13 protein-coding genes are annotated in these 11,801 nt (G+C 71.2%); 8 read left to right on the top strand and 5 right to left on the bottom strand.

Annotated elements, in window-relative coordinates; translation table 11 throughout:
• Positions 1-18: 18 nt before the first annotated feature.
• Positions 19-537 carry a MarR family winged helix-turn-helix transcriptional regulator gene (locus ACWER9_RS05440; RefSeq protein WP_452300617.1) on the bottom strand — a complete coding sequence of 173 codons (519 nt, stop codon included), beginning with the start codon at positions 535-537 and terminating at the stop codon, positions 19-21.
• A 100-nt stretch (positions 538-637) separates the two neighbouring features.
• Here ACWER9_RS05440 and ACWER9_RS05435 point away from each other — a divergent pair, with 100 nt between their 5' ends.
• Both ACWER9_RS05435 and ACWER9_RS05430 read left to right on the top strand, forming a co-directional pair.
• Complete coding sequence (locus tag ACWER9_RS05435) at positions 638-1,219, top strand: YceI family protein (protein WP_452300616.1); 582 nt, start codon at positions 638-640, stop codon at positions 1,217-1,219.
• A gap of 312 nt (positions 1,220-1,531) precedes the next feature.
• Entirely contained in the window at positions 1,532-3,010 is a 1,479-nt protein-coding gene (locus ACWER9_RS05430; protein ID WP_452300615.1) for a glutamate--cysteine ligase, read from the top strand.
• A gap of 75 nt (positions 3,011-3,085) precedes the next feature.
• Here the strand turns inward: ACWER9_RS05430 and ACWER9_RS05425 are convergent, their stop codons facing one another.
• On the bottom strand, positions 3,086-4,471 hold the full coding sequence (locus tag ACWER9_RS05425) for a hypothetical protein (protein ID WP_452300614.1): 1,386 nt from the start codon (positions 4,469-4,471) through the stop codon (positions 3,086-3,088).
• A gap of 122 nt (positions 4,472-4,593) precedes the next feature.
• Here ACWER9_RS05425 and ACWER9_RS05420 point away from each other — a divergent pair, with 122 nt between their 5' ends.
• Positions 4,594-5,280, top strand: a complete 687-nt coding sequence (locus ACWER9_RS05420) for a PASTA domain-containing protein (RefSeq protein WP_452300613.1) — start codon at positions 4,594-4,596, stop codon at positions 5,278-5,280.
• A 160-nt stretch (positions 5,281-5,440) separates the two neighbouring features.
• On the top strand, positions 5,441-6,247 hold the full coding sequence (locus tag ACWER9_RS05415; RefSeq protein ID WP_452300612.1) for a PASTA domain-containing protein: 807 nt from the start codon (positions 5,441-5,443) through the stop codon (positions 6,245-6,247).
• A 7-nt stretch (positions 6,248-6,254) separates the two neighbouring features.
• On the opposite strand, the gene ACWER9_RS05410 is transcribed toward ACWER9_RS05415, so the two are convergent.
• Complete coding sequence (locus ACWER9_RS05410) at positions 6,255-6,716, bottom strand: hypothetical protein (protein ID WP_452300611.1); 462 nt, start codon at positions 6,714-6,716, stop codon at positions 6,255-6,257.
• Between the two features lie 97 nt (positions 6,717-6,813).
• Complete coding sequence (locus ACWER9_RS05405) at positions 6,814-7,098, bottom strand: hypothetical protein (protein WP_124775688.1); 285 nt, start codon at positions 7,096-7,098, stop codon at positions 6,814-6,816.
• A gap of 625 nt (positions 7,099-7,723) precedes the next feature.
• Between ACWER9_RS05405 and ACWER9_RS05400 the strand changes: the two genes are divergently transcribed.
• From ACWER9_RS05400 to ACWER9_RS05390, 3 genes are all read left to right on the top strand, one after another.
• Positions 7,724-8,605: a helix-turn-helix domain-containing protein gene (locus ACWER9_RS05400; RefSeq protein ID WP_091396372.1), complete on the top strand. Its 882-nt coding sequence runs from the start codon at positions 7,724-7,726 to the stop codon at positions 8,603-8,605.
• Positions 8,575-8,796 carry a DUF397 domain-containing protein gene (locus tag ACWER9_RS05395; RefSeq protein ID WP_088986986.1) on the top strand — a complete coding sequence of 74 codons (222 nt, stop codon included), beginning with the start codon at positions 8,575-8,577 and terminating at the stop codon, positions 8,794-8,796. The genes ACWER9_RS05400 and ACWER9_RS05395 overlap by 31 nt, the downstream gene beginning before the upstream one ends.
• 213 nt (positions 8,797-9,009) lie before the next feature.
• Positions 9,010-9,408 (top strand): hypothetical protein, encoded by a 399-nt coding sequence (locus ACWER9_RS05390; protein WP_452300610.1) that lies wholly within the window; start codon positions 9,010-9,012, stop codon positions 9,406-9,408.
• On the opposite strand, the gene ACWER9_RS05385 is transcribed toward ACWER9_RS05390, so the two are convergent.
• Entirely contained in the window at positions 9,376-9,975 is a 600-nt protein-coding gene (locus tag ACWER9_RS05385; RefSeq protein WP_452300609.1) for a hypothetical protein, read from the bottom strand. The genes ACWER9_RS05390 and ACWER9_RS05385 overlap by 33 nt on opposite strands.
• A 216-nt stretch (positions 9,976-10,191) precedes the next feature.
• On the opposite strand from ACWER9_RS05385, the gene ACWER9_RS05380 reads away from it, so the two are divergent.
• Positions 10,192-11,748 (top strand): S8 family peptidase, encoded by a 1,557-nt coding sequence (locus ACWER9_RS05380; protein WP_452300608.1) that lies wholly within the window; start codon positions 10,192-10,194, stop codon positions 11,746-11,748.
• Positions 11,749-11,801: the final 53 nt, after the last annotated feature.

Below are 11,801 nucleotides of genomic sequence, written 5' to 3'. Positions count from 1 at the left end.
CTGGAAACGGGTGCTCTCTCAGCGTCGTCGACCGGCGCTGTCGGAGGCGGCGACCTGCTCCGGGTCGGCGTCGTCACTGCCGGCGGTAGCGCACGGGTGGGCGGCGTCGCGGACTCGGCGCAACCCGTCGAGGAGAGCCGCAAGCGCCTCGGGGTCGAGTTGCCCGGTGAACCACTGCTCGATCATCTGCAGGTGCCCGGGTAGCGTCTCGTTCAGGCGTTGCATCCCGGCGGCGGTGACCACCGCGTACGAGCTGCGGCGATCGTTCGGGCAGGCCCGGCGGGTGAGCAGCCCGTCGCGTTCCATCCGGTCCACCACCCGCGTCACTCCGCTTGTCGACAGCGAGGTCTGCGCGGCGAGGTCGGTCATGCGTAGTTGGTTGCCCGGCGAGCGGGCCAGTCGGGTGATGACCTCGAACTCGACCGCGGAGAGGCCGTGCTCCTCGAGTTGGGCGTTGAACCGGGCTGACAGCCCGGCGTGCGCCTCGAAGAGCAGGCCGACGGCGGTGATCCGGGGATCGTCGAAGGCGTTGGTCACCCGTTCATCATACCAGTGCTTGACACGGGGAATGTTGTTGTAGTTATAGTTGTTCGAGCAGTCGTTGGGCTATTAAACAATCTTCCCGGAGGACAGCAGCATGACCAGCAGCATCGATGCGGTTACCCGCGACTGGGACGGCCTCACCATCCCGGCGGCCGGCACCTACGCCCTCGACGTGGCGCACAAGCGGGTCGGCTTCGTTGCCCGACACATGATGGTGAGCAAGGTTCGCGGTGAGTTCAACGAGGCGACCGCCACCATCACCGTCGCCGAGGACCCGCTGCAGTCGTCCGTCGTCGCGACCATCCAGGCCGCGAGCGTCGACACCACCCAGGCCGACCGGGACGCGCACCTGCGCAGCCCCGAGTTCCTGGACGCCGATAAGTTCCCGACGCTCGAGTTCCGCAGCACCGGGGTCAAGTCCCGTCGCGGCGGCGAGTTCGTGCTCGCCGGTGAGCTGACCATCAAGGACGTCACCCGGCCGGTCGAGCTGGAGGTGGAGTTCGAGGGCGTCGGCCGCAGCCCGTTCGGCCAGGACATCTTCGGCTTCTCCGCGAGCACCGAGATCGACCGTGAGGAGTTCGGCCTGACCTGGAACGTCGCCCTGGAGACCGGGGGCGTGCTGGTCAGCCGCAAGATCAAGATTGAGATCGAGGGCGAGGCCGTCCGTCAGGCCTGATCGCCTGAGGTTGCTGGAGGGCCCGGGGGGACACTCGCGGCGATCCGGAACGCAGGGCCCGCGCCGTACGTCGGCGCGGGCCCTGCGTCGTCTCCGCTCGTGGTAATTGTCACGAGTTGTTCGTACCGCCATCGGGTCCAGCCGGGCGATGACGGGGTACAGATGGCGCCACGAGCGCGTCCGCGCCGGTCGACGTCGGATCACCGCCGTCGGCCTCTGGCCCCGGTCAGGTGGGCGCTCTTACCGTGGATGCTTCACAAAGCGCTTCCGGGACGGCAGGATCCCGAACCGCGCCGGCCGTCGGGAGGACACATGGGCAGGGACGTCTCAGAGGGCGCCTTCACCCGGGACGATCGCGTCCGGTATCGGCAGAAGGTGCGGCGCTGCCTGGACGTCTTCGCCCTGATGCTCGACGACTTCGGCTTCGACGCCGACCGCCCGATGACCGGCCTGGAGATCGAGCTCAACCTGGTCGACTCGGCCGCCGAGCCGGCGATGCGCAACGAGGAGATCCTCGCCGACATCGCGGACCCCCTCTTCCAGACCGAGCTGGGGCAGTTCAACCTGGAGCTCAACGCCGAGCCCCGACTGATCGAGGGCACCGGCTTCGCCGACTACGAGCACGACCTGCGTGGCAGTCTCTCCCGGGCCGACGAACGTGCCGCCGGATCCGACGCGAGGATCGTCCTGGTCGGCATCCTCCCCACCCTCACCGAGGGGCACCTGGTGGAGGACAATCTCTCCACCAACGAGCGTTACCGGGTGCTCAACGACCAGATCGTCGGCGCCCGGGGCGAAGACATCGAGTTGGACATCCGCGGCGTCGAGCAGTTGCGGACCCACACCGACTCGATCGCCCCCGAAGCCGCCTGCACGAGCCTCCAGTTCCACCTCCAGGTCGCCCCGGACAGCTTCGCCGACTACTGGAACGCGTCCCAGGCCATCGCCGGCGTGCAGGTCGCGGTCGGAGCGAACAGCCCCTTCCTGTACGGGCGGCAGCTGTGGGCCGAAACGCGGATCGCCCTGTTCCAGCAGGCCACCGACACCCGCCCGGACGAGCTGAAGGCTCAGGGCGTACGCCCGCGGGTGTGGTTCGGCGAACGGTGGATCACCTCGATCTTCGACCTGTTCGAGGAGAACGTCAGGTACTTCCCGCCGCTGCTGCCGATCTGCGAGGACGAGGACCCGGTGGAGGTCCTCCACGCCGGTGGTGTGCCACAGCTCGGGGAGTTGCGGCTGCACAACGGCACGGTCTACCGGTGGAACCGTCCGGTCTACGACATCATGAACGGCCGTCCCCACCTGCGGGTGGAGAACCGGGTGCTGCCCGCCGGTCCGACGGTGGTGGACATGCTTGCCAATGCGGCCTTCTACTTCGGGCTGGTGCGCGGCCTGGCCGAGGCCGACCGCCCGATCTGGAGTCAACTGACCTTCAGCTCGGCCGAGGAGAACTTCCACGCCGCCGCCCGACGCGGCCTCGACGCCGTGCTGCACTGGCCCGGGCTCGGCGACGTACCGGTCACCAAGCTGGTCCTCGAGCAACTGCTGCCCACCGCCGCCGCCGGCCTGGACGGGTTCGGTGTCGCCCCCGAGCAGCGGGACCGGCTGCTCGGCATCATCGAGCAGCGCTGCCGTACCGGCCGCAACGGTGCCGTCTGGCAGACCGAGACGGTCTGGGCGGCGGAGCGGCGCCAGGGCATGGACCGGACGGCCGCCCTGCACCACATGGTTCAGCGCTACGCCGACCTCCAGCGCACCAACGAACCCGTCCACACCTGGCCAACCCCCTAACCCCACCCACCCCGGCCCCGACCCCAGGCGGGCGGTCGGCGGGGTGGGGTGGGCGGGGTCTGGCGGGGGCTTGGGTTAGTCGGTGGGGGTGCGGCGGGCTGCGCGGGTGCGGCGGCTGCCGGCAGTCGGGTCGTCCGGCGTGGCGGCGGTGGGAGGGGCCGGATCGGTGTGGTCTGGGGCCGTACGCGGGGCGGGTACCTGTGGTGCGGCAGTGCCCTGGTCGGGCAGCGGGCCCGTCCTGGGCAGCTGCGACGGAACGGTGGCCCTCCTGCGCCGTCCCGAAGTTCCGGTCGTCGAGGCAACGGTCCCGGTGGAGGGCTCGGTCGGTGTCGCGGGAGGTTCGACCGGCGAGCCGGAGACCGGCGGCACGGGTTCGGTCTTGGCGACCGGGTTCGAGTCGGCAGCTGTCACCCGAGCAACCGCACTTCGCTCAGCCGGGGTGGCCCGCTCGGCTCGCTCGGCGAGGAGAGCGGCCAACACCGAGCCGCCGACACCGGCGATCACCGCGTACGGGGCGATCAGTTGGGTGGAGAGCTGCGCGGGCCCCAGCGTCGACCAGTGCGGCAGGGTGCTCAGGTAGGCGAGCGCGACGAGCACCGGGCCTGCCGCGCCGGAGGCCGCCGCACCCACCCGGTGCCCGCCCGAGCGGGCGGAACGCCGGGCGGCAAGTACGCCGATCAGCAGCGCGGGCACCAGCGCAAGCAGCGCGCCGGGCCAGTAGAGCTGGCCCCCGATCCAGTACCGGGCGTGGTCCGGGTCGAACTGCCAGGTGCCGAGTTGCGCGCCGGTCAGCCCGCGTCCGACGCGTACCCCGTCGATCACCGAGACCACGGCGAGCAGCCAGAGCCAGGCGGCCGTCGCGGTCACGTTGACCGCGGCGGCTCGGGAGCGGAGCGCCCAGAGCGCGACCAGGACGCCGATCAGGATGCCCAGCGTGGCCTGTACGGCGGCCGTCCGTTGCGGTGCGCCGGTGTCCGCGCCGGTCGCCACCCGCGCGGGTACGGCGATCAGCAGCACCGTGACCAGCCCGCCCAACCCGGCGCCGAGCGCCAGGGCCACCCGACGCAGCAGGCCACCTCGGTCCTGGACCGGCGGGGCGGCCGACGGCGGAGGTGTGCCTGTCACCTCCGGCCGGGCGGCGTCGCCGGCTGCTGGAGGCCCGTCGACCGAATCCGGTGCCCGATCGCTCTCGTGGCGGGCCACACCGTCGGGAGCGGTCTTCGCAGGACTGTTCCGTTGGTGGAGCCGTTGCGCGCAGACCGCGCCGAGGACTGTCGAACTGGCGGCGAGCCAGGTGGCCCAGGCGAGACCGTCCGCCCAGGCGGTGTCGGTCGCTGCGGCATCGCTTGGTGTCCAGGTGATGACGCCGAGCCCGTAGCCGAAGCCCAGTTGTGCGGCACCCGCACCGGCAGCGACCCCGATCGCCGTCGCGATCGACACTCCCCAGCCCTGTCTGGCCATGCCGGGCAGCGTAACGTCCCGTCGTCGGCGCGGCGAGTCGCAACGACCCGCCGGTGTGGACCACAGGTGCGGCGGATTGGGCGGCGGGCGGTACGGTCGCCGGTGATGAGGCGGTGGGCGTTATGACGGACACGAACACGGGCCAGCAGAATGCTGCCGGTGGCGGTGCGGGCCGGGCCAGCGTCGTGCTCGGTGGCGGGTTGGCGGCGGTGCTGCTCGCCGCCGTCGGCGCGACGGGTGGCTGGCTGCTGGCCGGCGAGGACGACACACCCTCTGGTGAGCCGCTGGCCGTCGCGACCACGACTGGCGCGCCGACAAGTCGAGCCACCGCACCCCGACCGACAAGCGGGCGGCCGACACCGTCGGCGGTGCAGACCTCGGCCACCTCCACCAAGGGTGCCGGCCTGACCGTGCCGCCGGTGATCGGCACCGACTTCGAGCAGGCCCGGGACGCCCTGCGCAAACAGCGGCTGGGTTGGCGGCTGGTCTTCGGTGGCGGCGTCGGCCGCACGGTCGAGAGCACCGCACCGGACGTGGGTACCGAGGTCGCTCGGGGGACGACCGTGCAACTACAGATCGCCGGGCCGGCGCCGGCCGCCGAGGTGCCGGACGTGGTCGGCGAGAGCTGTGCCAAAGCCGCCGACGAGTTGGTCGAAGAGGGCCTCTACCCGCGCTACGTCAGCGGGCGCAGTGGGAAGGTCAGCCGGCAGGAGCCCGCCGAAGACGGTCCGGCCCGGTGGAACGACCAGGTCAGCATCTGGTGTGGGGCGGGTTCCGACGACCAACCGACCCCGAAACCCACGCCCTGATTCCCGGCCGGCGGGTCGGGCACTCTGGCGCGTACCCGCCGATCTGCCTCGCCGACGGCCGGCGCGGCTCGGCACGCTGATCCCCACCGATGGCCCCGTGGGCGACTAGGTTGGCGGTCGAGGGCCATGACGCCCGTCCGGGTTCGGGAAAGGACGTGCGATGAGCGACGACCGCCAGGAGCCTCCCGCCGACGAGCACGACGACGACCGGACCCGCCCGCTGCCCCCCGCCGCCGACCGGTCGGAGCCGACCGGAGCCGCCGCCGACCCGGACGAGACGGCGCCGATCGACCGGACTGTCCCGGCCCGTCCCGACCTGTCGCCCGACCAGACCGTGGCCATCGATCGGTCCGGCGCCGGCCGGCCGGGTCCGCCGGCCGACCGGACGGCCCCGATACCGCCAGCGTGGTCCGGTCGGGCCGAGGTGCGCTCGCCCCGACCTGATGATGCTGGCGAGTGGTACGTCGAGGAGCAGGGCGGTCGGCGGTGGTGGTTGCCGATCCTCTGGGGCGTACTGGCGCTGCTCCTCGCCGGCCTGCTCGGGGGCGCACTCTGGTTGGTCGCCAAGCAGGATGACGACCGGGACGATCCGGGGTCCACCCCGTCGGTCCCGCCGACGAGTGCCCCCAGCGCGCCGCGGACCAGCGCAGCTCCCACGTCGGCGTCGCCAAGCAGCGAGTCACCGAGCAGCCCGGCGACCACGGACGCGCCGGACGAGGTGCCGGTGCCACCGCTGGCCGGCCTGCCGCAGGCCACCGCCGAAGGGCTGCTGGCGCGGCTCGGTCTGGACTACCGGGTGGTGTACCGCCCCTCGGAGCTGCCACCGGGGACGGTGGTGGGCACCGAGCCCGAGGCCGGCACGTCGGTGTCGACCGACGACGGGGTGTTGTTGATCGTCTCCCAGGCCCAGCCCTCGACCACGCCGAGCCCGACCACGCCGAGCGCCACGGTGACCAGCACTCCGTGACCGCAGGTCACCACATCCGGCGGCGGGTGGCCACGAGGCCGACGCCGGCCAGCGAGATGGCCAGGCCGAAGATGCCGGACCAGAACAGGGAGCGGCGGATGTCCGTGGCGCTGTGCCCGGCCGGCGCTGCTTCGGTGAGTTCCTGGCGGCCGTCGGACTGACCACCGGCTCCCAGGCCGGGCGCCGGCCCGGTCGGATCGGCGTCACCGGCGTGATCGGCCGGGGCGTCGGTGTCGAGCCAGCCGGGTTGCTCGTAGACCGACTGGCCGTCGCTCGTCGGCGGGTCGGAGTCGAGCACGGTGATCTCCGGCGCGGGCACCGGTGTGGTCAGCCGGGTGGACGACATCGCCGGGTCGCGGACGAGGACCAGGAGTGCCGCCATCGCCCCGAGGAGGGCGAGGAGTCCGAAGGCAGAGGCGATACGGGAGCGGTGGTGCCGCCGCAGGGCGGGCTGATTGACCATGACCATCCCAGGGTCAGGGTCCTTGACGTGCGGGTGGAACGTGCCGGGGTGGGCGTACCGATTCTATGGCGACGGCACGCCCACCGGCGGCGGATCGCGTCGGTCAGCCCACCCGGACCGGGGTACGCGCTACCGGGCGGCGGGCCCGCACGGTGTGCGGGCGGGGTTCGGGAGCGGCCTGCAGCTGTTGCAGCCCTTCCCGCTGGACGAAGATCGAACGTCGGGTGACCGCGTCGCCCGCGGCGTTCAACTCGTAGCCGTCGAGCCAGAGCCAGCCGTCATAGGTCGGCCAGTCGAGCACCCGGATCACCCGGAACTTGATCGGCCTGAGGAACTGGACACTCGCCGCGCGAGTCACGTGCAGTACGTCACCGGTGCGGGGAAGCACATGGGCTCCTGGGGAGGATCGGCCGGCGTGGGCCGGCGGTGCCTGAACGGGGGACGTCTCGGCCGGTGACGGGGTCGTGCCTCGTGAACCGGTGGTGCGGATGGCGGTGGTCGGGCCGTACCCCGCTGGTGGCGTGCCGCCACCCGACCACCACCCGGTTGCTTCCGGGAACCGCGCCCGCCGCCGCAGCTTGCCGGCTTGCAGCGGCGGGGTCCTTACCCCGGAGCAGGTTTCGTTGTCGTCGCCCGGGACGGCGTCCTGCCCGGAACCCTCGGATCGGTGGGGTCACCACTCCGAGGGACCGAACGGAAACGCTGAGTGACCCGTGCCATACGGACAGAGTGCATCAGCGACGTGCTTCATGCAAGTTGCACGTCGACTTTTGCCAATACGTGAGTGTGTTGCGCGAAAGGCCTATTGAAGCCATCCGCGTCCGGACGGCACACTGAGGGACGGTTTCGCCCGTCGCGGCCGGCCGAGGACCGGCACCATCCCCTTTCGTCGCGAACGCTCGCCGGTCGACGGTCGCGCCCCCGGCGGGTGTCACCCAGTGGCGCGTTACCGGAGGTAGCCCGAGTGGGGTCGAGCAACCAGCGGCGGGGACCAGTGACGTACGGCTCGCGCGATGAGTGAGCGGCGCAGTCCCACAATCAGACGGCGGCGGCTCGGGGCCGAGCTGCGCCGCCAGCGGGAGTCCGCCGGTATCACCATCGAGGTGGTAGCCGAACAGTTGGAGTGCTCGGCGTCGAAGGTCTCCCGGATCGAGACCGGGCACACCACGGCCACCCCGCGCGACGTACGGGACATGCTGCGGATCTACGGCGTGGTCGGCGCCGAGAGCGACGAGCTCGTGCAGATCGCAAGAGAGGCCCGTCAGAAGGGCTGGTGGCATCCGTACAGCACGGTGCTCGTCGGCGCGTACGTCGGGCTGGAGGCGGCGGCGAGTTCGATCCGGGCGTACGAACAGCAGGTCGTTCCGGGCCTGCTGGAGACCGAGGAGTACGCCGGTGCCATGATCCGCGCCGCTCGGCCGGATTTCACCGCCGATCAGGTACACCAAAGGGTGCGTGTCCGATTGGGCCGTCAGTCGTTATTGACCCAGGACGATCCGGTCGATCTGTGGGTGGTGCTCGATGAGGCGGTGGTAAGTCGGCCGGTGGGCGGGGACGAGGTGATGCGCGGTCAACTCAAGCGGTTGGTCGAGGTGGCCGAGTTGCCGAACGTGACGCTGCAGATCCTGCCTTTCGAGGTGGGTGCGCACGCCGGCATGGACGGCACGTTCACGATCCTCAGCTTCCCTGAGCCCGGTGATCCGGATGTTGTGTACGCGGAGAACGCCACGGGTGGGCTCTTCCTTGAGAAGAGCGACGAACTACAGAAGTACAGCTTCATCTTCGATCACATCCGCGCTGCGGCCATACGTCCGGAGGAGTCCGTCGCACACATCGCAAAACTGGCAGAGGAGCCGTTGTGGAAATGGCGACCAAAGGGTTCCCCGTGGACCTGACGCAGGCAGCCTGGTTCAAGAGCTCGAAGAGCGGGCCGAACTGTGACAACTGCGTGGAGGTGGCGTACGTGACGGGGGCGGTCGGAGTGCGGGACTCGAAGGACAAGGCGGGCCCCGCCCTGGTCTTCGCGCCGGGTGACTGGCACGCCTTCGTCGCCGGCACCCGGGGCGGTGTGTTCGGCGCGGTCTGACCGACTGGTCAGTGGAGTCCCCGTCCGGTTCGCCGGACGGGGACTCTGCCGTGTCCGCGGCAGGCGTGGCGAATGGTCGCGTGGCGGCGGCGGCCGGCGAGGTTCCGTCGGGATTCCCGTCGCCACAACGCCCCCGTCTCGTTGAACCGGTCGGTACGGCGCTGGTCGACGACCCGCCGCACCGACCCGCAACCGAGCGAGTAGGCGAGACGGATGACGACGATCGGTTCAGAAAACCTCACCACCGGTCCGGCGAAGCCGGAGCGGTTCGGTGGCAAGTACCGCGGCGCTCGTCGGGACACGGTTCTGACCGAGGTGGTCTCGACCGACCAGGAGCTGAGTGGGCGGGAGGGCGCGTCCGAGACGACGGATCCCCCGCTCTCGCTGCCCTCGTTGGACCCGAACCCGCTGATCGAGCCGTCGTTCCCGCCGGCGGGCTGGCCGATGGAGCCGGCCGAGTCCCTGGCGGACCACCCGCTGCTGCGTGGTCTGCTGATGGAGTTGCCGCCGAAGGGCACGGTGCCCTCGCAGGACTGGCTGGACCGCTGGTTCGAGGCGACCAGGTCGATCCTGGAGTTGCTATACGTGCAGAGCGCCAGCCGTCCGCGTTGACGGTGCGGCGGCGGGCCGGGCCCGCTCCGCGAAGCGGCTGTGACGCAGCGCGTGTCGTACCCCGATGGTCACCACCGTGAGTGCGCCCACGGTGATCGCCGGTCCGGCAACGCCGGGGTCGGCGCCGAGGTCGGTGCCGGCCGCCGCGATCACGGCCGGCAGGGTGGCCAGGGCGGTCACCTGCAACGGCAGCCCGACGAGCGGGTGCGCTGCGGCGGCCCGCAGCCCGTACGGGGTGGGTGTGGCGGGGGCGCTGGCGAAGGCGCCCGCCCCGGCCCAGAGTCGGCGGATCCGTCGGAGCGAGCAGACCGCCGCCACCAACGCCGGACCTGCGGCGAGGATGAGCGCGGCGGCGGCGCTGTCGACGGGTGCACCGCCGGCACTGAACAGCCCACCACCGAGGACCACCGCGATGAGCGCCACACCGGTGAGGCACAGCACCAGCAGCCAGCCGGCGCGCCGGCGCAGCATGCGGGTGTTGCGCAGCCGGGGGAGGCGGTCGGCAACGACGCCGGCGACCAGCCAGACGGCGGCGACCGGGAGCAGGATGGTGAGCTGACTCTCCATGTTCGAGAGTCTTTCCCGAATCCCGGCGCGGCGAATCCGGGCCCGTCCCCCGTTCGCCCCGGACGCCAGGCCCGTAGGGGGTCATCACTCGAAGGTATGGACGATTCGACATGTTCAACCGAGCGACGGCTGACTTACCCTCAGCTAGATCGGCGAATGTCGATTGAGGTTGGGACCGGCGGTCACGTTCCGCCGCCGGTCAGAGGGAGGTAGGAGATGGGTCTTCCACGAAGGTCCGTGCTGATCGGGGTGGCCGCGGCGACAGTGCTGGCCGTCGGCACCCCAGCCCTGGCCGCCGAACCCGTGGGTGTGGTTCGGGCCGCCGGCGGCGCCACCGCCGTGCCGGACAGCTACATCGTCGTACTCAAGGACAGCGCCGTTGCCCGGGACAAGGTCGGCGACACCGCGAAGCGGCTCTCCGGCCGCCACGGTGGCACCGTGGCCCGGACCTACGGTGCGGCGCTGCGCGGCTTCGAGGCCAAGGTGAGCGCGAGCGCGGCCGCGCGGATCGCGGCCGACCCGGCGGTGGCGTACGTCGAGCAGAACCACACCGTCTCGATCTTCGGCACGCAGGCCAACCCGCCCTCCTGGGGCCTCGACCGGATCGACCAGCGCAACCTGCCGCTGGACAGCTCCTACACCTACCCGAACACGGCGAGCAACGTGCACGCCTACATCATCGACACCGGCATCCGGTTCTCCCACAACGACTTCGGCGGTCGGGCCACCTCCGGCTACGACGCGGTGGACGGCGGGTCGGCCGACGACTGCAACGGGCACGGCACGCACGTGGCCGGCACCGTGGGCGGCTCCGCGTACGGGGTGGCCAAGGCCGTCCAGCTCGTCGGCGTACGGGTGCTGAACTGCTCCGGCAGTGGTACCACCGCGGGCGTGATCGGCGGCGTCGACTGGGTCACCGCGAACGCGATCAAGCCGGCGGTGGCGAACATGAGCCTCGGCGGCGGGGCGAACAGCTCGCTGGACAACGCGGTCCGCAACTCGGTCGCCTCGGGTGTGACGTACGGTCTGGCGGCCGGCAACGACAGCGGCGCGAACGCGTGCAACACCTCCCCGGCGCGGGTCACCGAGGCGATCACGGTGGGCTCGACGACAAGCACGGACGCGCGCTCGTCGTTCTCGAACATCGGCACCTGCCTGGACCTCTTCGCGCCCGGTTCGTCGATCACCTCGGCCTGGTACACGAGCAACACCGCGACCAACACGATCAGCGGCACCTCGATGGCCACGCCGCACGTGGTCGGCGCGGCGGCCCTGGTGGCGAGCGCGAACCCGAGCTGGACCCCGGCCCAGGTGCGCAACCAGCTGGTGTCCAACGCCACTCCCAACGTGGTGTCGAACCCCGGCTCGGGCTCGCCGAACCTGCTGCTCTACGTGGGTAGCGGCGGCACCACGCCGCCGCCCACCGGTTGCACCGGCACCAACGGCACCGACGTGTCGATCCCGGACGCCGGCTCGGCGGTGACCAGCTCGATCACCATCTCCGGCTGCGGCCGCAACGCCTCCTCGGCCTCCACCGTGGCGGTGAACATCGTGCACACCTACCGTGGTGACCTGGTCATCGACCTGCTCGCCCCGGACGGCAGCTCGTACCGGCTGAAGAACAGCAGCACCTCGGACAGCGCCGACAACGTGATCGCGACCTACACGGTCAACGTGTCCGGTGAGGCCGCCGACGGCACCTGGCGACTTCAGGTGCGTGACACGTACTCGGTCGACACCGGCTACATCAACACCTGGACCCTCACCGTCTGACCGGTCCGGAACGACCGAGGCCCCACCCGGTGTGCCCGGGTGGGGCCTCGCGT

It is taken from the genome of Micromonospora sp. NPDC003944, assembly GCF_053605225.1.
The sequence above is the reverse complement of the archived record's forward strand: the minus strand, read 5'-3'. Positions and strand labels throughout refer to the sequence as shown.

Bases quoted from the DNA above. Each gene is read 5' to 3' on its own strand.
- ACWER9_RS05435 (WP_452300616.1), top strand. From the start codon at position 638: ATGACCAGCAGCATCGATGCGGTTACCCGCGACTGGGACGGCCTCACC.
- ACWER9_RS05420 (WP_452300613.1), top strand. From the start codon at position 4,594: ATGACGGACACGAACACGGGCCAGCAGAATGCTGCCGGTGGCGGTGCG.
- ACWER9_RS05380 (WP_452300608.1), top strand. From the start codon at position 10,192: ATGGGTCTTCCACGAAGGTCCGTGCTGATCGGGGTGGCCGCGGCGACA.
- ACWER9_RS05415 (WP_452300612.1), top strand. From the start codon at position 5,441: ATGAGCGACGACCGCCAGGAGCCTCCCGCCGACGAGCACGACGACGAC.
- ACWER9_RS05400 (WP_091396372.1), top strand. From the start codon at position 7,724: ATGAGTGAGCGGCGCAGTCCCACAATCAGACGGCGGCGGCTCGGGGCC.
- ACWER9_RS05425 (WP_452300614.1), bottom strand. From the start codon at position 4,471: ATGGCCAGACAGGGCTGGGGAGTGTCGATCGCGACGGCGATCGGGGTC.
- ACWER9_RS05430 (WP_452300615.1), top strand. From the start codon at position 1,532: ATGGGCAGGGACGTCTCAGAGGGCGCCTTCACCCGGGACGATCGCGTC.
- ACWER9_RS05395 (WP_088986986.1), top strand. From the start codon at position 8,575: ATGGCGACCAAAGGGTTCCCCGTGGACCTGACGCAGGCAGCCTGGTTC.
- ACWER9_RS05385 (WP_452300609.1), bottom strand. From the start codon at position 9,975: ATGGAGAGTCAGCTCACCATCCTGCTCCCGGTCGCCGCCGTCTGGCTG.
- ACWER9_RS05390 (WP_452300610.1), top strand. From the start codon at position 9,010: ATGACGACGATCGGTTCAGAAAACCTCACCACCGGTCCGGCGAAGCCG.
- ACWER9_RS05410 (WP_452300611.1), bottom strand. From the start codon at position 6,716: ATGGTCATGGTCAATCAGCCCGCCCTGCGGCGGCACCACCGCTCCCGT.